This is a genomic window from Nocardia brasiliensis ATCC 700358, assembly GCF_000250675.2.
Lineage (GTDB): Bacteria > Actinomycetota > Actinomycetes > Mycobacteriales > Mycobacteriaceae > Nocardia > Nocardia brasiliensis_B.
Genome location: NC_018681.1, coordinates 8458061 through 8478145 on the forward strand (window position 1 = coordinate 8458061; position 20085 = coordinate 8478145).

The 20085-nt window shown below is 69.3% G+C and carries 20 protein-coding genes; 12 read left to right on the plus strand and 8 right to left on the minus strand.

What is annotated here, in order from left to right:
• Nucleotides 1–72 precede the first annotated feature (72 nt).
• The 3 genes from O3I_RS37875 to O3I_RS37885 form a co-directional block, all read right to left on the minus strand.
• The gene (locus O3I_RS37875) at nucleotides 73–1755 is read right to left on the minus strand and encodes a M4 family metallopeptidase (RefSeq protein WP_141692082.1); all 1683 of its coding nucleotides are present in this window, start codon (nucleotides 1753–1755) and stop codon (nucleotides 73–75) included.
• Nucleotides 1756–2018: 263 nt separating this feature from the next.
• The gene (locus tag O3I_RS37880) at nucleotides 2019–3638 is read right to left on the minus strand and encodes an acyl-CoA dehydrogenase family protein (protein ID WP_014988343.1); all 1620 of its coding nucleotides are present in this window, start codon (nucleotides 3636–3638) and stop codon (nucleotides 2019–2021) included.
• Entirely contained in the window at nucleotides 3625–4275 is a 651-nt protein-coding gene (locus O3I_RS37885; RefSeq protein WP_041563130.1) for a TetR/AcrR family transcriptional regulator, read from the minus strand. The genes O3I_RS37880 and O3I_RS37885 overlap by 14 nt, the downstream gene beginning before the upstream one ends.
• A gap of 53 nt (nucleotides 4276–4328) precedes the next feature.
• On the opposite strand from O3I_RS37885, the gene O3I_RS37890 reads away from it, so the two are divergent.
• Together O3I_RS37890 and O3I_RS37895 are read left to right on the plus strand one after the other, a co-directional pair.
• Complete coding sequence (locus O3I_RS37890) at nucleotides 4329–5102, plus strand: crotonase/enoyl-CoA hydratase family protein (RefSeq protein ID WP_041563131.1); 774 nt, start codon at nucleotides 4329–4331, stop codon at nucleotides 5100–5102.
• Nucleotides 5099–6346 (plus strand): hypothetical protein, encoded by a 1248-nt coding sequence (locus O3I_RS37895; protein ID WP_014988346.1) that lies wholly within the window; start codon nucleotides 5099–5101, stop codon nucleotides 6344–6346. Before O3I_RS37890 ends, O3I_RS37895 begins: the two co-directional genes overlap by 4 nt.
• Before the next feature lie 7 nt (nucleotides 6347–6353).
• On the opposite strand, the gene O3I_RS37900 is transcribed toward O3I_RS37895, so the two are convergent.
• From O3I_RS37900 to O3I_RS37910, 3 genes are all read right to left on the minus strand, one after another.
• Nucleotides 6354–7550 (minus strand): PucR family transcriptional regulator, encoded by a 1197-nt coding sequence (locus O3I_RS37900; RefSeq protein WP_141692081.1) that lies wholly within the window; start codon nucleotides 7548–7550, stop codon nucleotides 6354–6356.
• A gap of 141 nt (nucleotides 7551–7691) precedes the next feature.
• The gene (locus O3I_RS37905; RefSeq protein WP_014988348.1) at nucleotides 7692–8570 is read right to left on the minus strand and encodes a DUF4436 domain-containing protein; all 879 of its coding nucleotides are present in this window, start codon (nucleotides 8568–8570) and stop codon (nucleotides 7692–7694) included.
• Between the two features lie 110 nt (nucleotides 8571–8680).
• On the minus strand, nucleotides 8681–9373 hold the full coding sequence (locus tag O3I_RS37910; protein WP_014988349.1) for a pyridoxamine 5'-phosphate oxidase family protein: 693 nt from the start codon (nucleotides 9371–9373) through the stop codon (nucleotides 8681–8683).
• Nucleotides 9374–9452: 79 nt separating this feature from the next.
• Here O3I_RS37910 and O3I_RS37915 point away from each other — a divergent pair, with 79 nt between their 5' ends.
• Genes O3I_RS37915 through O3I_RS37930 form a run of 4 tightly spaced genes read left to right on the plus strand, consistent with a single transcriptional unit; the run spans nucleotide 9453 to nucleotide 14049 of the window.
• Nucleotides 9453–10820: a PLP-dependent aminotransferase family protein gene (locus O3I_RS37915; protein WP_014988350.1), complete on the plus strand. Its 1368-nt coding sequence runs from the start codon at nucleotides 9453–9455 to the stop codon at nucleotides 10818–10820.
• A 10-nt stretch (nucleotides 10821–10830) separates the two neighbouring features.
• Entirely contained in the window at nucleotides 10831–11076 is a 246-nt protein-coding gene (locus O3I_RS37920; protein WP_014988351.1) for a DUF2630 family protein, read from the plus strand.
• An 8-nt stretch (nucleotides 11077–11084) separates the two neighbouring features.
• On the plus strand, nucleotides 11085–12518 hold the full coding sequence (locus O3I_RS37925; protein WP_014988352.1) for a dihydrolipoyl dehydrogenase family protein: 1434 nt from the start codon (nucleotides 11085–11087) through the stop codon (nucleotides 12516–12518).
• A 13-nt stretch (nucleotides 12519–12531) separates the two neighbouring features.
• The gene (locus O3I_RS37930) at nucleotides 12532–14049 is read left to right on the plus strand and encodes a carboxylesterase/lipase family protein (RefSeq protein WP_041563132.1); all 1518 of its coding nucleotides are present in this window, start codon (nucleotides 12532–12534) and stop codon (nucleotides 14047–14049) included.
• Here the strand turns inward: O3I_RS37930 and O3I_RS37935 are convergent.
• The gene (locus tag O3I_RS37935) at nucleotides 14042–14911 is read right to left on the minus strand and encodes an Fpg/Nei family DNA glycosylase (RefSeq protein ID WP_014988354.1); all 870 of its coding nucleotides are present in this window, start codon (nucleotides 14909–14911) and stop codon (nucleotides 14042–14044) included. The genes O3I_RS37930 and O3I_RS37935 overlap by 8 nt on opposite strands.
• Before the next feature lie 53 nt (nucleotides 14912–14964).
• The gene (gene cobF, locus O3I_RS37940; protein ID WP_014988355.1) at nucleotides 14965–15702 is read right to left on the minus strand and encodes a precorrin-6A synthase (deacetylating); all 738 of its coding nucleotides are present in this window, start codon (nucleotides 15700–15702) and stop codon (nucleotides 14965–14967) included.
• Between cobF and O3I_RS37945 the strand changes: the two genes are divergently transcribed.
• The 6 genes from O3I_RS37945 (at nucleotide 15701) to O3I_RS37970 (ending at nucleotide 20085) form a co-directional block, all read left to right on the plus strand.
• Nucleotides 15701–16549: a thymidylate synthase gene (locus O3I_RS37945; protein WP_051066838.1), complete on the plus strand. Its 849-nt coding sequence runs from the start codon at nucleotides 15701–15703 to the stop codon at nucleotides 16547–16549. The two genes, cobF and O3I_RS37945, sit on opposite strands and share 2 nt — an antisense overlap.
• Nucleotides 16546–17082 carry a dihydrofolate reductase gene (locus O3I_RS37950; protein ID WP_014988357.1) on the plus strand — a complete coding sequence of 179 codons (537 nt, stop codon included), beginning with the start codon at nucleotides 16546–16548 and terminating at the stop codon, nucleotides 17080–17082. The genes O3I_RS37945 and O3I_RS37950 overlap by 4 nt, the downstream gene beginning before the upstream one ends.
• Nucleotides 17083–17280: 198 nt before the next feature.
• Nucleotides 17281–17607, plus strand: a complete 327-nt coding sequence (locus tag O3I_RS37955; RefSeq protein ID WP_014988358.1) for a cupin domain-containing protein — start codon at nucleotides 17281–17283, stop codon at nucleotides 17605–17607.
• A gap of 60 nt (nucleotides 17608–17667) precedes the next feature.
• Nucleotides 17668–18687 carry a Dyp-type peroxidase gene (locus O3I_RS37960; protein ID WP_014988359.1) on the plus strand — a complete coding sequence of 340 codons (1020 nt, stop codon included), beginning with the start codon at nucleotides 17668–17670 and terminating at the stop codon, nucleotides 18685–18687.
• Entirely contained in the window at nucleotides 18684–19484 is an 801-nt protein-coding gene (locus O3I_RS37965) for a family 1 encapsulin nanocompartment shell protein (RefSeq protein WP_014988360.1), read from the plus strand. Before O3I_RS37960 ends, O3I_RS37965 begins: the two co-directional genes overlap by 4 nt.
• Nucleotides 19485–19554: 70 nt before the next feature.
• Nucleotides 19555–20085: a hypothetical protein gene (locus tag O3I_RS37970; protein WP_014988361.1), complete on the plus strand. Its 531-nt coding sequence runs from the start codon at nucleotides 19555–19557 to the stop codon at nucleotides 20083–20085.

Genomic DNA, 20085 nt, shown 5'->3' on the forward strand with positions numbered 1-20085 from the left:
ACCGAGCACAAAAGGACGTCTCACCGAGCCTGTGGCGCTCGGTGAGACGTCCGTTCAACCGGTGATGGTTGGTTAGGTGCGAGCCTGCTGCTGCGGCAGCTTGGTCGCCTTGGTGGCGTTGGCCACCTGCACGCAGTCGGCGGCCGTGGTGCCGGCCGTCTGGTTGCGCACGTTGGTGTTGCACGCGGTCTTCAACGCGGTGGACAGCGCCGCGTAGTTGGAGTTCGACGACAGGAGCGTCTGCGTCGTCCAGTACAGCGCCGCGGTCTTCGCGATGCCGATCGCGGTGACGGTCACGCCGTTGAGGCTGCCGCCGTCGACCATGATCTGCGCGGTCTTGTTGCCGACGCCGCTGTTGATGTGCACGCCGCCGTTGTCACCGGTGCCGGTGTACCAGTACCGGCCGCGGTAGGTGTCGGGATCCTGGTAGGCGTTGGGGTTCTGCATGTCCCGGATCACGCCGATCGAGCTGCAGGCGCCGAGCTTCCAGCGGTTGGCCGGGGTGTTGCACGGGTTGCTGGTGTTCACCAGGAAGGTGAGCTCGCCGAAGACGTCGGACATGGACTCGTTGATCGCGCCCGGCTCGTTGCGGTAGACGAGGCCGTTGGTGTGCTGGGTCACGCCGTGCGTGAGCTCGTGCGCGGTGATGTCCTCGGTGGTCAGACCCGAACCGTAGGCCATGTAGCTGCCGGACCAGAAGGCGTTCTGGTAGGGGCATGCGGTGGTGGTGCACAGCCGCACGGTGGCGCGCAGCGCCTTGCCCTTGCCGTCACCGGTGTCGGAGCCGATCAGGTTGGTCAGGTTCGGCACCTTGGTGTACTGAGCGTAGAACCGCTCGGTGTTGCCCAGGTAGTCGTAGATCTTGTCGACATCCTGAATACCCGTGGGGCCCTGGCCCTCCGAGCGAGTCGAGCGCAGGCTACCGGTGCCGCAGCCGGCCCGGTTGGGATCGATGCGCCGGTTCGCGTTGTCACACACGACGCGGTTGAGGTGCTTGGTCTCGCTCCAGCTGTCGAGCACCTTGCCGGTGTTGTTCGCGTCGACGAACACCACCCACGTCGCGGGCTCGCCCTTCTTCTCCGCACTGACACCGGTGATATCGACCTTGAACGCCGGGACGGCCACGCTCTGCGCGTCCTCTTTGGCGGCCAGCTTCGCGTCGTACCAGTACGCCTTGGTCTCGGTGACCGACAGCTGGTCCGGCGCCGCCTTGCTCTCCGCGGCGACCTTCTTCAGCGCGGTCTGCTGGACCTGGGACGTCGGCGTCGTGCCGGCGAATTTGCCCTCGGACTTCTTCGACAGCGCGCCGGTCACCGAGATCAGCGACCCGTTCGCGGTCAGCGACTGCGCCGCGGACGCGCCGAACACCGGTACCTTGTCGATCTCCTGCCGCAGCCTGACGGTGGACCCCTCACCAACCGGGAACACCGACTCCACGACGAGATCGCCTGCGCTGTCACCGTTTCCGGCCAGCGCCTTTTCGACACCCTGGGCATGCGCCTGGGCCGCGGCCGGAGCCTCGGCGGGCGTTCCCTGCGGCGCCGCGAGCGGCTCCTTGGGCACCACGAGCTGGACCGCGCCCTGCTGGTCGACGGTCACCTCTTTCGGCACCGCGGACAGGTCGGAGCTCGTAGGCGCCGACGGGCTCGAAGGCGGTTGCGCGTACACGGCCGGACCGGACGCGAACACCATTGCCCCAGTAGCGATTAAAGCGAAGGCGGCATATCGCCCCGCTCGTTTTTGTGTGGGTTTCATGACCAAGTAGAACCACATTCGAGCGGTCAACTCGACTGGAGAGCAAACTGGGGAAACGGACAGCGGAGCCGAAATACGTCCCGGCAACCGTCCAGCTCAGCCCGGCAAATACGCTGTATCAAGATCTTTCGACGACGTCGTTGATCGAGTTACCAGCGACCCACTGGGCTATATCCAAGATCTCCAAATTCATTAGCCCGAAACATGTTTGCAACACCGACAGACGAATTACGCAGCGGCCGAATTGTTTTCCAGCGTATAGATCAGAGCAACGCCCGCTCGATGATGGCGCCGGTGTCCACCCCGGTCGGCAGGGTGCCGAAGGCGATACCCCAGTCGTCGCCGAGCCGGGTGGCGCAGAAGGCATCGGCAACCGCGGGGTGACCGTGCCGGACCAGCTGCGCGCCCTGCAGTACGAGCGCCATCAACTCGACGATGCGCCGGGCGCGGTACTCGATGTCGCCGAGGTCGGCGAGTTCCTTGCCCACCCGGCTGATCGCGTCGTCCAGCCGCGGGTTCTCGCCCCGCGCCTGCGACACCTCGTTGAAGAACGCTTCGACGGTCTCCGGCTGACGGCCCATGGCGCGCAACGCATCCAGTGCGGCGACATTGCCGGACCCTTCCCAGATCGACATGAGCGGCGCCTCGCGATACAGCCGGGGCATGCCCGACTCCTCGGCGTAGCCGTTGCCGCCGAAGCATTCCAGCGCCTCCGCGGCGTGTGCCGGCGCCCGCTTGCACACCCAGTACTTGGTGACCGCCAACGCGATGCGGCGCAGCGCCGCTTCGGCCGGATCGGTCGTCGCCCGGTCGGTGGCCCCGGCCAGGCGCATCATCACGGTGGTCGCCGCGTCGGACTCGATCACCAAGTCGGCCAGCACGTTTCGCATGGCCGGCTGGTCGATCAGCTTGGCGCCGAACGCTTCCCGATGCCTGGCGTGATGCGCGGCGAAGACCGCGCCGGTGCGCATGCCGGTGGCCGAACCGATCACGCAGTCCAGACGGGTCATGTTCACCATCTCGATGATGGTCTTGACCCCTGCACCCTCCGCGCCGACCAGCCAGCCGGTGGCGTTCTCGTATTCGATCTCCGAGGACGCGTTCGACTTGTTGCCGAGTTTGTCCTTGAGCCGCTGGATGCGGATGGGGTTACGGGTGCCGTCCGGCAACACCCTGGTCAGCAGGAAACAGGACAGCCCGCCGGGCGCCTGGGCCAGCGTGAGGAACATATCCGACATCGGGGCGGAGGTGAACCACTTGTGCCCGACGATCCGGTACGAGCCGTCCGGTTGCGGTGTCGCGGTGGTGGTGTTGGCGCGCACATCCGAGCCGCCCTGCTTCTCGGTCATCGACATGCCCGCGATGAGCCCGGCCTTGCCCGACGGTTCCCGCAGACCGAAGTCGTAGACCCGGGAGCCGAGCAGCGGTTCGAATTTCGCGGACAGCTCCGCGTTGTGCCGCAGTGCAGGCACCACCGCGTAGGTCATCGAGATCGGGCACATGTGCCCGGCCTCGGCAGCACCCCAGGTGTAGAACTTCGCGGCACGGGCGACGTGCGCGCCGGGGCGCTCGTCCAACCAGGGCGCGCCGTGCAAGCCGTGCGACACAGCGACATTCATCAGGTCGTGCCAGTGCGGATGGAACTCCACCTCGTCGACGCGATGGCCGTACCGATCGTGGGTGTGCAGCACCGGCGGGTACTCGTTGGCCAGCCGCCCCCACTCCTGCGCCGCGGAACCGCCTGCGAGTGCGCCGAGTTCACGCACCTCGGGCTCGGCCCAGCCCGCACCTTCCCGATGCAGGCCCTCGAGCAGGGCCGGGTTCCGCGAGACATCGAACGGCGCGATGTCGGGCACCTGATTGAACACGTCATGCGTCTGCATCGGATACTCCTGATTCCAGCCGAGCGACCGGTGCGCTCGATGCCCCGGGCACACCGAGTGCGCGCAGGGCGAAGACAATGAGTTCGGGGACAACGGATTCCGCATGCGGCGCGGCGGCCAACGGACCGACCAGCACCTCGCCGATCGCACCGACCAGCGCGGCCGCACTGGTCCGCGCGTCCTGAGCGGGCAGTTCCCCGCTCGAAACGCCCTCCGCCACCGCCGATTCGAAGGCCTCGGCGAACGCGCGGCGGAAGTGCAGCCGCTCGGTGTCGACCACGGTGTCCACCGGCTCGACGAGCAGCACGTAGGCGAGTTTCGGGTTCTTCAGCGCGCGTCCGGCGAAGGTCTCCACGGCGGCACTCACCCGCTCCACGGCGGTGCCGCCCGCGCTGGCCGCGGCGACCGCAGCGACCTCCCAGGCAACCACTCGCCGGAAGACGGCGCTGACCAGTTCCGCCTTGCCCGCGAAGTGTTTGTAGACGGTGCCGGTGGCCACGCCGGCTTCGGCCGCGACCGCCGCCATCGACAACCCGGCATAGCCCGCCCGGGACAGGACGGTGGTCGCGGCCTGCACGATCAGGCCCGCCTGCGCGTCCAGGCGGGCCTGCACGGCTGGGGTTCTGCGGTAGGCCACGCAAGAAGTGAACCATAAATTCATTTCTTGCCACAAGGGCGGTTTTACGGCGTATGGTCGGGGTCGTGAACGTACGAATCGAGCGCAACGGCGCGGTGACCACGGTGATCCTGCACCGGCCCGAGGCACGCAACGCGGTCGACGGCCCGACCGCCGCCGCCCTGGCCGACGCCTTCCGCGAATTCGACGCCGATCCCGACGCCGCGGTGGCCGTGCTGTGGGGCGACGGCGGCACCTTCTGCGCGGGCGCGGACCTCAAGGGCCTCGGCACCGAACGGTCCAATCAGGTCACCGAGGACGGCGACGGCCCGATGGGGCCGACCCGGATGCGCCTGTCCAAGCCGGTGATCGCCGCGGTCTCCGGCTACGCGGTCGCGGGCGGTCTGGAACTCGCGCTGTGGTGCGATCTGCGGGTCGCCGAGCAGGACAGCACCTTCGGCGTGTTCTGCCGCCGCTGGGGCGTGCCGCTGATCGACGGCGGCACCCTGCGCCTGCCCCGCATCATCGGCACCGGACGCGCGATGGACCTGGTGCTCACCGGCCGTCCCGTGGACGCCGCCGAGGCCCTGCAGATCGGGCTGGTCAACCGGGTTGTCCCGACCGGCGAAGCCCGCAGTGCCGCAGAACAACTGGCCGCCGAACTCGCCGCCCTGCCGCAGGCGTGCCTGCGCTCGGACCGGTTGTCGCTGCTCGAGCAGGACGGCATGGACGAAGCGGCCGCGCTACGCAACGAACTTCGGCACGGCATGACCGCGCTCGCCAACGGCGCCCTCGACGGAGCCCAGCGCTTCGCCTCCGGCGCGGGCAGGCACGGCACGAAAGCGTGAGCGCCCCCGGCAGGCTGAGCGTCGTCGACGAGATCTTCCTCCGGACCCACCGCGGACTGGGCACTCCCATTGCGCTGCAAGGTTTGTGGCGCACGGCCGATCGGATCGAGGCCGAGTTGCTCCGGCGGATCCACGCGACGCTGCGCACCGGCCCGTTGGGGCGCAGGGTCGTTCGTCCCCGCGTGCCCGGAGCGCGCCGGGCCTGGCAGGCCAATACCCGCGCGCACCCGCTGGCGTGGCACGAACAGCCGATCTCCTGCGCCGCGCTGTTCCCGTGGGCCGACGCCCAGGGCGCCGACCTCGATCCCGAGACCGGACCCGGCTGGCGGCTGTCCGCGACCGCACTTACCGACGGGGGTTCCGTTGTCGCCCTGACCTGCTCGCACGCGCTCGCCGACGGTCGCGCGCTGGCGCTCGCGGTGGATGACGCGCTGGGCGGCACGGAGCTGCACGCCGGAGCGCCGGTGCCCGGATCGGACTGGGCCGATGCCGGGCGGCAGTGGTCCACCGTCGTACGCGGCACCGTGCGGGCGTTGCGGGGTGGCATCCCCGCGCGCCCACCCGCCGCCCCCGACCGCGTCGACGCACCGTCCGGCGATGCCGCCGTACACAGCGCGGTCCTTCAGTGCTCCGTGGCCGATTGGGATCGAGCCGCCATGGCGCACGGCGGCACCACCAACAGCGTGTTCATCTGGTTGATCGCGAATACGCTGTGGGCCTGTGGTTTTCCCGCCGCGGTGATCGAGGCCAGCCTGCCGGTCGACACCCGTGACGAACCCCGGGTGGACAACGACCTCGCCATGACCGCCATCGACGTACATCGCACCGACACCCCCGCCTCGATCCGCGCGCAGGCCCGCGCCGCGTACGAGCGCCGCATGTCGAGCCCCGGCGGCATGCCCGAGGAACTGCTCCAGGTCATCCCGGATCGCTGGGCGTACGCGTTGTCCAAGGGTGCGGGAGAGCGAGACATCCTGTGCTCCAACATCGGAACGCTGCCCGCCACGCTCACCGCATTGGGCACGCACCGCTGCACCGGCGTCGCTGCGCGGGCCATCCACCCCGGCCTGACCGCCGGGCAGTTACCGCGAACCCGGCTGTCCGGCTACCTGTGCCGCATCGCCGATGACTACGTGGTGGCCTTGGTCGGCCTCGACCCGGCACGTATCGAATCCGACAGTGCTCTAACCGATCTGGCGTCGCAGACCGCGGCGACCATCGACCTGCCGGTGCGAGCGTGGTGATCGGCACTCATTCCATCGCGTCGATATCGTGCGCGGTGAGCGCCGCGGCGAACAGCTGCGCGTGATCCGGTCGGTTGGGGTCGTAGCCGGTGACGGTGGCGATCCGGTTGAGCCGGTAGTTGAGCGTATTGCGGTGCACCACAAGGGCGGCCGCGGCTTGCTGGCGGTTGTAGTCGTTGTCGATCAGCGCCCGCAGCGCGTCGAGCAGATGCGCCTGATCGTGCAGCGGCGCCAGCAGCGTGAGCAGCCAGGTACGCGCGGGACCGGGCCGGGCGAGCTGGTATTGCAGCGCCAGGTCCGCCATCCGGTACACCGCGCTGGGACGATGGAGTTGGTAAGCGAGCCTGGCGATTTCACCGGCTTCCTCGGCCGCCGCCGGAATGTCGGTGACGTCGGCGGCGGTCGCGAAACCCGCCACCGTGCGCACGCCTGTGCCTTGGGCGACCCTGGCGACGAAAGTGTCCAACGCCGCGTCGGCGTCACCGTCCATGCCGGGCACGAGCAAGACACCGCCGCCGCGCTCGACGGTGCTCAAGGCCCGGCCGGACACCGCGTCGACCTCGGCCTGCACGACACGTAACACCGGCCGATTCGCGCCGGCCGGATCCGCCTCGGCCAACCGGAAGACCAAGACCCGGAACCCGCCGTCGAGCGAGATGCCGAACCGCTCGGCGAGCAGGTCCGCGGGTGTGCCGTGCACCAGCGCCTGTGCCACCGCCCGCTTGGCTTCCCGCTGCTCCCAGTGCAGATCCTGGCGCTCGCGCAGATAGGCGCTCGCGACGCCGGGCGTGACGGCGCCGAGGTAGCCGAGCACATACGGCACCGCGGCCAGCAGCTGCTCCCGCTGCGCCGGTGCGGTCGCGGCGGCCGCGACCGAGTTCCAGGCCGCGATCGCACCGTGGTGATACACCGAAAGCACTGTGTCCAAAGGGATTCCAGCCCTGGCCCGGCGCACCGCGATCTCGATCAGTTCGGTCAGCGCGTCCTTGTCCGGCGGTCGCCGGTCCGACAGCGACCGCAGGAACAGGCGGAGATTGGCCTCCGCGGCCTGCGGCAGGTCCTCCCTGGCGTCGGCGGACAACTCCCGATAATCGGGCACCGCACTGAGGACCTCGGTCAGCAGGTCCCGGGTCACTTCGGGCAATACCGTCCGGACATATTTCGACAGGTCGTCCAGCGCAGCGGCATCAGTGCGAGCAGTCACCCGCACATTGTTTGCACAGACAAACCGCTCCGCACAATAGCGGCGAGCGAACAAACCTCGTTAGTGCACCCGAACAAGGTGCCTTCCCGTCAGATGCACAAATACCGTCACTAAATCCCGTCGCCCGCACGGTGACCGGCGTCACAATGCCGGATCGGACGACGCCGCGGCTCGCTCGTTCCCGATCTCGTGCCGATAGCCGATCAGCACCGTGCAGATCAACGACAGCGCCACCACGGTCTCGGCGATGAAGAACGAGCCGAAGTCGATGACCGACCCGATGGGCGGTCCACCCGGAACCGCGTTGCGCAGCGGGATCATTGCGAACAGCACCGCGGCCATCAAGGTATTCGCCGGCCAGATCAGCCCGCGCCGGCCGGACAGCACGTAGAACGCGGCGGTCGCGGCGGCCAGTGCCAGGCCGAGCATCAGCACGATGACGAAGAGCGCGAAGGTGAGCGACGCGGTCGAACGCGCTACTGTCACAACGCTTCCGACCACGTCACCGCGCTGCTCGTCGTTCACCTTCGGCGCCACCTTGAAGAAGGTGTCGAGGCTGTACAGATTGATCGAGATCGGCACGGTGGCCGCACCGCTGGTCGCGAGGACATCGATGTCGGCGGTGTATCTGTCGAACGGATAGTCGGTGATCATCCCGTTGCCGCCCATGGCGATACGCAGCTCCGACGCGGACAGCAACTCACCGGCTTTCGCCTGAATCGGCTGCGGCTTCAACCCATACAGCTCGATCGCCGTGTCCACCCGGAACCGGCCGAACTCGTCGGCGAGCGCGCCGCGCGGAGTCGGCAGTACCTGAACGCTCATCTCCTGCATGACGGCATCGATCTGGATGATCGTCACGTCGAGATCGATGCGGTCCGGGGTGTCGATGTCGCCGATCATGTGCACGGTCTGGCCGTGATTCTTCTGCACGGCATACAACTGCAGACTGATCGCCAGTGCGACGGCGACGACCAGGATGGCCGCCGTCGCCGCGAACGTCTTCCGATACCTCGTCACGCTCACCTCCGGGCCTGAGGGGGTGGTGCGGAACTATCAGCCACCCCACCATAGGGTCCGCGGCGTCCGGCGCACAGCTACAACTCGGCAATCGGATTCGGTGTCCGAATTCAGCGCACCGGGATCAGGGTGCGGTCGGTTCGGTCGAGCACATCGGACGGCACCTCGACGCCCGGGTCCAGATCGGCGGAACCGATCGGCGCGTCCCAGACCTGCCGCACGGGCAGCACACCGGCCCATACGCCCCCGGTCTCGATATCGGCCGCGTCGTCGTTGGGTCCGCCCGACCTGACCTTCACCGAGGCTTCGGTGAGATCCAGCGCGAGCACCATGGTGGCGGCGAGTTCCTTCTTGCTCGGCGGCCGCACCCGCGACCACGCCCCCGGCGCGGCATGCTCGGTGATCACCTCGAGCGCGCGCACCCGCTGCGCCGGATCGGTGACCTCCACCGCACGACCGTGCACGACCGCGGAGCGGTAGTTCATCGAGAAGTGCATCGCCGAACGGGCATAGACGATGCCGTCGACCAGGGTGACGGCGACCGAGATGGGCCCGGCCATGGCCGCCCGCAGATTGCCCGCGCCGGTCGAGCCGTGCAGGTAGAGGGTGTCACCCGCCCGCCCGTAGATGGTCGGCAGCACCACGGGCGCGCCGCCGAGCAGCACGCCGAGGTGGCAGATCAGGCCCGCGTCGAGCACCGCGTCGAGTTCGGCTCGATCGCTGCGCGCCCGCTCCTTCGAGCGTGTCACGGTGCTGCGCGGGGTCGGCGAGAGCGGGGTCCGGGCATCGGCTGAGCGGGTCATATGACCAGGATCGGGGGCATAGTGGCATTATCAAAGTGCCAATTCAGCGAAATCTACACAGTCCACTTTTGAGGTCACCGTGCTCGACGAACTCCCCCTCGATCTCGACCGCGCGCTGCCCGCACCGTTGTCGGTCCAGGTCGCCGACGGGTTGCGGGCCGCGGCGACGAACGGCCTGCTGCGCGGCGGCGACCGGCTGCCGTCCTCGCGTTCGCTCGCGGTCCGGCTCGGTGTCAGCCGGACCGTGGTGGCCGCGGCTTACGACCAACTGCACGCCGAGGGCTGGATCGACGGCAAGCGCGGCTCGGGCACCTACCTCACCACCGCGCCGCCCGCCACGCCCACCCGCGCGTTCCGGTCCGGAGCCCAGGACAGCGAACCGCAACTGCGCGACCTGGAACCCGGCGCACCATGCTCCGACGCCATCGACCGCGCCGCCTGGCGGCGTGCGTGGCGCTCCGCCGCCGACCTGTCGCCGATGGTGCGCCGCGACCGCGCCGGTGAGCCGGAGTACCGCACCGCGATCGTCGAACATCTGCTGCGCCACCGTGGCCTGGGCGCGGGCAGCGACACCACCCTGCTCGCGACCGCCGGAACCAGTTCCGCGGTAGGCGAACTCGCCGCCGCGCTGCTGCAGCCGGGTGACGCGGTGGCCTTGGAGGATCCCGGATATCACCGGGCCGCAGGCGCTTTCGCGGCGGCCGGGGTGCGCGTGTTGCCGGTGCCGGTCGACGCGCACGGCCTGCGCGTCGACCTGCTGCCGCCGCAGATCAAGGCCGTGTATTGCACGCCGGCGCACCAGTTTCCGCTCGGCCCCCGACTGCCCGCCGCGCGCCGCGTCGCCCTCGTCGAACACGCCAGGCGGCACGGCCTGCTGATTATCGAAGACGACTACGACGGCGAATTGCGTTACGACACCGCGCCTTTGCCGCTCCTCGCGGCGATGGCACCGGACGTCGTGGTGCACCTCGGCACGACGAGCAAGATCCTCTCGCCCAGTCTCGGCGTCGGCTGGCTGGTCGCCCGGCCCGCGATCGCCGACGCTGTGGTCGCGCACCGGAACCGGACCGGCACCTGCCCGAGTCCGGCGGGTCAGCAGGTGTTCGTGTCGCTGGCCGCGCACGGCGATCTGGCCCGGCATCTGCGCAGGCTGCGCCGCGAGCTGCCGCCGCGCCGGGCCCTGGTGGTGGCCGAGCTGCGCCGCCGTGGGCTCGACGTGCTCGGCGACGACGCGGGCACCCACGTCGTGGTGCCGCTCGCCTCGGCCGAGTCCGAGGAACGTGCGGTGACGCTGGCCCGCGCGCAGGGCGTCGCGCTGGACGGATTGGCCCGCTACCACCTCGGCCCGCGACGACACTTCGGTGTCGCGCTCGGCTACACCGCGCTGTCCTGGCCCGACCTGGCCGCGGCCGTCCCGATCGCCGCCGCGTGCCTGGCGCGGTCGTAGCATGGTCGACATGACCGAACAGGACGTTCTGGCACGCATCAAGGCACTGGTCGAGCAGGAGCACGAGCTCCGCGCACAGGCCACCAAGGGTGAGCTCGACCCCAAGACCGAACGCCGGCAGCTCGCCGAGCTCGAGGTGATGCTGGACCAGGCGTGGGATCTGCTGCGGCATCGCCGGGCGCGGATCGACCAGGGCGAGTCCCCGGACGGCGCCGAACCCAGCTCACCGGCGCAGGTCGAGGGCTACCTGCAGTAGCCACGACGATGCCGAGCGAGACGACCGAATACGACGTCATCGTGATCGGTGGCGGACCGGCGGGCGAGAACGCCGCCGCCTACGCGATCGCCGGGAGCGAGCGCACCGCCGTGCTCGTGGAACGCGAACTCGTCGGCGGCGAATGTTCCTACTGGGCCTGCATTCCCAGCAAGGCGCTGTTGCGGCCGGGTCATGTGCTCGCCGCCGCGCAGGCGATGGACGGGATCACCGCGACCGGCCTCGACGTCGCCGCCGTGCTGCGGCGTCGCGATTCGTTCGCCGGGCACGACGACACCTCCCAGGTGAAATGGGCGAACGACAATCGCATCGACGTGGTGCGCGGCACCGGGCGACTCGCCGGTCCGCGCCGCGTCGAGGTCGAGGGCCGGACGCTGACCGCGCGCCACGCGGTCGTCCTGGCGACCGGCACCACCGCGAACATTCCCGACATACCCGGCCTGCGCGACGCGCTGCCGTGGATCTCCCGCGACGCCACGAATCTGCACGAGGTGCCCGAGCGGGTGCTCGTCCTCGGCGGTGGGGTCGTCGCATGCGAGGCGGCGACCTGGCTGGCCGCGCTCGGCGCGCAGGTCAGCCTGGTCGTGCGTGGCGATGGCGTGCTGACCTCCGCGGAACCGTTCGCGGGCGAACGCGTCGTCGCGGCGCTCACCGAGCGCGGCGTGCGCGTCCTGCTGAACACCACTCCGGTGAGCGTGCGCCGCCCCGACGCGAAGGACACCGGCGAGGGACGCGTGCACGGCGGCCCGGTCACGGTGCGGGTGCACCACGCGCAGGGCGACGACGAGATCGAGGTCGACGAGATCATCGTGGCCGCGGGACGCACGCCGGCCACCGCGGGTCTCGGCTTGGCCGAGGTCGGCCTGCCGGACGGCTACGTCGAAGTCGACGACCAGCTGACCGTGCGTGGCGTGGACGGTGACTGGCTGTACTGCGTCGGCGACCTGAACCATCGCGCCGCCCTCACGCATATGGGCAAGTACCAGGCCAGGGTGTGCGGTGACGTGATCGCCGCCCGCGCCGAAGGGCGTCCGCTCGCCGGCGCCCGGTTCGCCGCGAGCGCCGATCACGCACAGGTCCCCCAGGTGGTGTTCACCGCGCCGGAGGTGGCCTCCGTCGGACTCACCGAGGCGGCCGCACGCGCCGCGGGCCACGCCGTCGAGACGGTGGAACTCGATATCGCCGTGGCCGGATCCTCGTTGGCGCGCAACGACTTCGCGGGCCACGCCAAACTGGTCATCGATGCGGCCGCCGACACACTGCTCGGCGCCACCTTCGTCGGCCCCGAAGTGGGCGAGCAGCTGCACGCGGCCACCATCGCGGTGGTGGGCAAGGTGCCGCTGGCAACGCTGTGGCACGCAGTGCCTGCGTTTCCCGCCGTGAGCGAGTTCTGGTTACGTCTGTTGGAGGCCCGCCGCGCGTAGCTACCATCGGTGAATGGTGGCATCGACAGATATCCAGACCGCCGACGGAGTCGTCCGGGGTCGTCGTGGCCGCCGCGTGCTGCGCTGGCGGTCCCTCCCCTACGCGGCCCCACCGGTGGGTGACTTGCGCTTTCGCGCTCCGCAGCCGGTGCTCCCCTGGACCGGGGTGCGCGAGTGCACCGAATTCGGGTTCGCCGCGATGCAGCACCGCACCGGCGCGCGGATCGGTCCGCGGCGCTATCAGCCCACCAACGAGGACGCGCTGACACTGAATGTCACCGTGCCCGTCACACCGTCCGCCACGCCGCGTCCGGTACTCGTGTTCATCCACGGTGGTGGGTACCTCATCGGCACCTCGGCGCTGGGCCTCTACTCCGGCGCCCGGCTGGCCCTGCGCGGGGACGTGGTCATGGTGTCGCTGAACTACCGGCTCGGCGCGTTCGGGTATGTCGATTTCAGCGAGTTCAGCACTCCGGCGCACACTTTCGAGTCGAACCTGGGCCTGCGCGACCAGGTCGCCGCGTTGCGCTGGGTGCGGGCCAATATCGCGGCGTTCGGCGGCGATCCGGACAACGTGACGATCTTCGGCGAATCGGCGGGCGCGCATGCGGTATTGAGCCTGCTCGCCACGCCCGCCGCGAAAGGCCTTTTCCATCAAGCCATTTCGCAGAGCCCGCCGGCGGACTGGGCGATGACCGCCGAGGACGCCCGGGCCTTCGCGCGCCGGTGCGTCACCGAACTCGGCGCCACCCCGGAGACCGCGGCGCAGACGCTGCGCACCGCAAGCGCCAACGATATCCGGCGCGCGGTCGACCGGAGCAGCGGCAGGGTGCTGCGCGAGCATCGCGGCTTGTTCCCGGTCGCTCCCGTGGTCGACGGCGATTTCCTGCCGCAGGCGCCGATCGACGCAATCGTCGACGGCAACGCGCACCGAGTGCCGCTGATCATCGGCACCAACCGCGACGAAGGGACGCTGTTCGCGAAGTTCGCCGACTCGCTGCCCACCACGGCGGAGCGCCTGCGGGCCGCGGTCGGTTCCGCCGCGGCCGAATCCCGTATCGCCGCAGCCTATCCCGGGTATCCGGCGGCGCGGGCGGCCGTGCGCGCGGGCGGCGATTTCGTCTTCTGGCGGCCCTCGGTCCGCGTGATGGCGGGGCACAGCAAGTACGCGCCCACCTACGCCTACCGGTACGACTTCGCGCCGCGCGCGTTGCAGCTCCTCGGACTGGGAGCCTCGCACGCCACCGACCTGGTGCCCGTCTTCGGCGGCGGCGAGGCCTCGTTCGGCATCGCCTTCACCGCGGCCGGCGGCCGGCGCGGGCTACAAGCCGTGACCCGCCAGTTCCAGGACAACTGGCTCGCGCTCGCGCGCACCGGCGCGCCGCTGCCGTCCTGGCCGCCCTACACCGAATCCCGCCGCACGACGCTGATCATCGACTATCCCACGCGCGTCGAGCACGACCCGGACCAAGCCAAACGCCTTGCCTGGCAAGATATCCGAATCCCCACCTTGCGCGCGCGGGCTACTTGAGCAGGCGCGACATCCGGCGGTCGGCCAAGATCTTGCCGCCGGTCTGACAGGTCGGGCAGTACTGGAAGGAACGCTCCGCGTAGGAGACCTCACGGACGGTGTCGCCGCAGACCGGGCACGGCAGACCGGTCCGCGCGTGCACCTGCATGCCGGAGCGTTTCTCGCCTTTGAGCCGGGCGGCGTCCTGGCCGACCGACCGTTGCACGGCGTCGGACAGCACCGCCCGCATCGCCGCGTACAACTCGGAGACCTTGTCCGCTGCAAGGGTTTTGGTGTTGGCGAACGGCGATATCCGTGCGGTGTGCAGTATCTCGTCGGAGTAGGCATTGCCGATGCCCGCCAGCAGGGTCTGGTCGACGATCGCGGTCTTGATCCGCTGCGAGGCGCCGCACAGGATCTCGGCGAACTCCTCCTCGGTCACCGCGAGCGCGTCGGGCCCGAGCCTGGCGATGCCGGGGACCAGCTTCGGGTCGTCCACGATGTACACCGCGAGCCGCTTCTTGGTGCCGGCCTCGGTCAGATCGATCGCGGGCGTCGCGCCCTCGGGGGTGAAGAAGTGCACGCGCAACGCCAACGGACTCTTGCCGCCCGGCTTCGGCGGCGTCTGGCTCGGCTCATCGATCCAGCGCAACCAGCCGCCCCGGGACAGATGCGTGATCAGCCACAGGCCGCCGCAGTCCATGCCGAGGAATTTGCCCCAGCGACCCGCGCCCGTCACATCCCGGCCGGACAGCGCGGTCACCGGCGGATCGAAGGTCTTCACGGCGCTCAACGCCGCGACATCCACACGCCCCACCACGGCGCCGACCGCATGTTCCCGGAGGAACTGCGCCAACGCCTCCACTTCAGGTAGTTCGGGCACATGCCCAGGCTACCGGCGGCCACTGACATCAGCAGGCCGGCCGGGCCGGAAATTCAGCCGCGACGCAGCAGGTAGACGTCCATGATCCAGCCTTTCTCGGCACGCAGGTGGGTCCGGCGCTCGACGATCTGCTGTTCGACCTCGCGCAGCGGGCCCGCGATCAAGGTCTCGTCCGGCATGCCGAGGTAGGCGCCCCACCAAATATGTACATCGTTCCCCGGCACCTCGGTGAACGCGCACTCGCCGTCCAGCAGCACCACCGCCGAATCGGCGAGCCCTTCCGCCCGCAGCCGCCGGCCGGTCGTGATGTGCACCGGCTCGCCGATCCGGTGCAGCACCATGCGATGCCGCGCGGCCAGCGCCTGCACACTGGTGACGCCCGGGATCACCTCGTAGTCGAACCGCACGGTGCCGCGGGCGAGCACCCGCTCGATCATCCGCAGGGTGCTGTCGTACAGCGACGGGTCGCCCCACACCAGCAAGCCGCCGACGCCCTCGGCCGCGGCGAACGCCGCCTCCAGCAGCGCGGCCCGGCGCTCGTGCCAATCCTCGACGACGCCCTGGTAGTCGGCGGGCGCGCGATCTCGCGGCGGATCGGCGATTTCCACGATCCGATACGGCCGCTCGGCGTGCTCGGCCAGGATCGCGGTCCGCACGTCGACCAGCTCCTGTTTCTCCGCGCCCTTGCCGATCACGAAGAACACGTCGACCTGCCGCAACGCTTTGACGGCCTGCATCGTCACCTGGTCGGGATCGCCCGCGCCGATGCCGATGACCGAGAGCTTGTGCATGCGCCGAGCTTGCCAAACGCCACGAAGACTAGAGTCGGCAGGCGTGGCGACGACCGATACCCAGTACGAGGACCTGCTCCGACTGGTACTCGCATCCGGCACGAACAAGGCGGACCGCACCGGCACCGGCACGCGCAGCATCTTCGGTCACCAGCTGCGCTACGACCTGGCCGCGGGCTTCCCGCTGATCACCACCAAAAAGGTGCATCTGAAATCGATCGTCTACGAGTTGCTCTGGTTCCTGCGCGGCGATTCCAACGCGACCTGGTTGCAGGAGCACGGCGTCTCCATCTGGGACGAATGGGCCGATGCCGACGGCGAACTGGGCCCGGTCTACGGCGTCCAGTGGCGGTCCTGGCCGACGCCGGACGGCACGCACATCGACCAGATCTCCGAGGTCCTGCAGACGCTGCGCACCAACCCGGACTCGCGGCGCATGCTGGTATCGGCTTGGAACGTCGCTGAATTGAACAAGATGGCGCTGGCCCCCTGCCACGCCTTCTTCCAGTTCTACGTGGCCGACGGGCGGCTGTCCTGCCAGCTGTATCAGCGCAGCGCCGACCTCTTCCTCGGCGTGCCGTTCAATATCGCCAGCTACGCGCTGCTCACCCACATGGTGGCGCAGCAGACCGAGCTCGAGCCCGGCGACTTCATCTGGACCGGTGGCGACTGCCATATCTACGACAACCACCTCGACCAGGTTGACGAGCAGCTGTCCCGGGATCCGTACCCGTTCCCGACGCTGCGCCTGCGTCCCGCGCCGACGCTGTTCGACTACGTCTACGAGGATGTGGAAGTGGTCGGCTACCAGCATCATCCGGCGATCAAGGCACCGGTCGCGGTGTGAACGACCACGCCCGTATCCGGCAGCACGGCAGCGGCGCCCGCACGATCGGCTTGATCTGGGCGCAGACGCCCGACGGCGTCATCGGTGCCGACAACACCATCCCCTGGCGGGTGCCCGAGGACATGGCGAATTTCAAAGCCGTCACCATGGGCCATCCGGTGATCATGGGCAGGCGGACCTGGGATTCGCTGCCGCCTCGATTCCGGCCGCTGGTGGGTCGCCGCAACATCGTGGTGACCCGACAGCCCGACTGGGCCGCCGGGGGCGCCGAACGCGCGGGCTCGGTGCCCGAGGCGCTGGCGCTGAGCGGCCAGGACACCGTGTGGATCGCCGGTGGCGGTGAGATATACCGCGCCGCCATGGCTTTCGCCACCGATCTGCTCGTCACCGAGGTGGACACCGAGGTCGCCGGCGATGCCTACGCGCCCCCCATCGGGCCCGAGTGGAAGGACGCCGACACCTCGCCGTGGCAGGCCTCGACCTCCGGCGTGAACTATCGAATCCGCCGTTATATCCGCAGGTCTGCTGACTGATCGCGGTCGAGTAACCGATCGTCGCGCCGCGCACGACACCGTTCGATCACAGAACGCCGCCACCCCGCAAACCGGACACGAGAGGCTGCGCGGTCGGGCATACTCCAGGGTAAGTGGCGCCCGGGCCCAGTCCGCCCGAGTCCCCGAGCCGATGCGACCAGCCCTCGCACCGGCTGCTGTCATTGCGAAAGGCGGTCCATGGACAAGAAATCGCTGACTGCGGTTGCTCGGCAACAACTCAAGTTGGCCAGCACCGCCACGAGCGGACGCAGTTCGCAGACGATCTACGGTGGTCACGCGAACACCCTGCGCCAGACCGTGGTCGGCCTCAGCGCGGGCCAGAGCCTGGCCGAGCACGACAACGCGGGCGAGGCCACCCTGCTCGTGCTCAGCGGCACGCTCACCCTGATCAGCGGCGCCAACGAGTGGAAGGGCTCGACCGGCGACCTGCTGGTGGTGCCCAAGGCCAGGCACAGCGTCAAAGCCGTCGACGACGTGGCCTTCCTGCTGACGGTCGCCAAGTAGTAGCCGGCGAGCCCGTGCCATCTGCTCGGTGATCTTGGTACGGGCATTAGGCTCTTGGCTATGAGTGAGCCGCAGTCGATTCTTGAACCGCTCACACCGGCCGCGATCTTCCTCGTGGCCACCATCGACGAGGGCGGCGAGGCGGTCGTGCGGGACACGCTCGCCGATATCGCCGGACTGCGCCGCTCGGTCGGATTCCGCATTCCCGGCGCCGGACTCAGCTGTGTCACCGCGATCGGCGCCGCCGCCTGGGATCGGCTCTTCGCCGGACCCAAGCCCGCCGAACTGCACGAGTTCCCCGGCTTCGTCGGCGCTCAGCACCGCGCCCCCGCGACGCCGGGCGATCTGCTGTTCCACATCCGGGCCCAGAATCAGGACGCCTGCTTCGAACTCGCCATGACCATCGGCGACCGGCTCGCGGGCGCGGCCACCATCGTGGACGAGACCATCGGCTTCCGCTATTTCGAACAGCGCGACCTGCTCGGGTTCGTGGACGGCACGGAGAATCCCGAGGGCCAGTCGGCCTACGCGGCCGCGCTGGTCGGCGACGAGGATCCCGAATTCCGCGGCGGCAGTTACGTCATCGTGCAGAAGTACCTGCATCCGCTGGCGGACTGGCGGGCGCTGACCGTCGAACAGCAGGAAAAGATCATCGGCCGTACCAAGCTGGACGATTTCGAGCTGTCCGACGCGGACAAGCCGGCGGACTCGCACGTCGCGGTGAACACCATCGTCGACGCCGACGGCACCGAACGCGAGATCCTGCGCGCCAACATGCCGTTCGGCAGCGTCAAGGACGGCGAGTTCGGCACCTACTACATCGCGTACGCGGCCACGCCCAGCGTCACCGAGCTGATGCTGACGCGCATGTTCGTCGGCACCGAAGAGGCGGCCTACGACCGCATCCTCGACTTCTCCATCGCGGTCACCGGCACCTCGTTCTTCGCGCCGACCGTCGATTTCCTGGAAGAACTTCCCCCACCGCCGGACGACACCGCAGCAGCAGAAGACGTGCAGCCCAACGACATCGGCGCTGGCTCACTCGGTATCGGCACGTTGAAAAGGAGCAGGCAGTCATGAACAACCTCCATCGCGAACTCGCGCCGATCACCGACGAGGCATGGTCGGTGATCGAGGAAGAGGCGACGCGCACCTTCAAACGGCATATCGCGGGCCGCCGCGTCGTGGATGTGTCCGGCCCGCACGGCCTGGACTACGCGGCCGTCGGCACCGGGCACACCGACTCGATCGCGCCACCCGCCGACGGCGTGCTCGCCCGGCAGCGCGTGGTCGCGCCGCTGGTCGAGTTGCGGGTGCCGTTCCGGTTGTCCCGCGAGGAACTCGACAACGTGGAACGCGGTGCCAAGGACACCGATCTGGATCCGGTGAAGGACGCCGCGCAAAAGATCGCCTTCGCCGAGGATCGTGCCATCTTCGAGGGCTACCCCGCTGCGAATATCACCGGCATCCGGGCGAGTTCGACCAACCAGGCGATCGCGCTGCCCAGCGATCCGCGCCAGGTGCCGGAGTCGGTGGCGCTCGCGTTGAGTGCGTTGCGCCTGGCGGGCGTCGACGGGCCGTACTCGGTGCTGTTGAGCGCGGACCTGTTCACGGCGGTCAGCGAGACCTCCGATCACGGGCACCCGATCCGCACCCATATCGAACGGCTCATCCCGGACGGCGAGATCATCTGGGCGCCCGCCATCGACGGCGCGTTCGTGCTCACCACCCGCGGCGGCGACTACGACCTGCGGCTCGGACAGGACCTCTCGATCGGCTACCTGTCCCACGACGCCGAGTCGGTGCAGCTGTACTTCCAGCAGAGCCTCACCTTCCTGGTGTACACGGCCGAGGCCGCGGTCGCGCTCGAATCCTGAGCCGCGCGCCCGGGCCACAGCGGGGCGGTAGCGTGTGCCGCAGCACAGCCGGACACAGGTGAGGTGAACGATGACGACGGTGCGCGCGGGCGTGGTGCCCGCCCAGCGGGCGGCGCTCTACAGCGCGCTCAGCATCCTGGTGACCGCCGGACTGTGTGCGGCGGTGGTCGCGCTGTTCGGCGTCAACCGCGTGTTCACCGGGCTGCTTGCCGGTGCGATCGCCGGCATCGCGGTGGCCGTCGCGCTGTTCACCCGGGACGCCGTCGTGCTCACCGAGCGCGCGATCTACCGGCGTACGCCGTGGACGCGGTCGAGCATCGACTGGGATCGGGTGGTCGCTGGGCGCTTCGCGCTCGACGACCGGGCCCGGTGGTCGCTCGCGCTCGATCTGACCGATGGCGCGGAACGCCACGGCGAATTGGTGCTGCTGGCCATCCCGCCGGTGCTCGGCCCGGTGTCCGGCGCCTACGACCTGCGTAAACGAGAGCAGGTCAACGAGATTCGTGCCCTGCTACGCAGCAAGCGGGTGCCGATCACCATCCTGCCGGAGATCGCCGGCGCATTGCAGCAGCACTGGCGGATAGCGCCCCCGACGCACTGA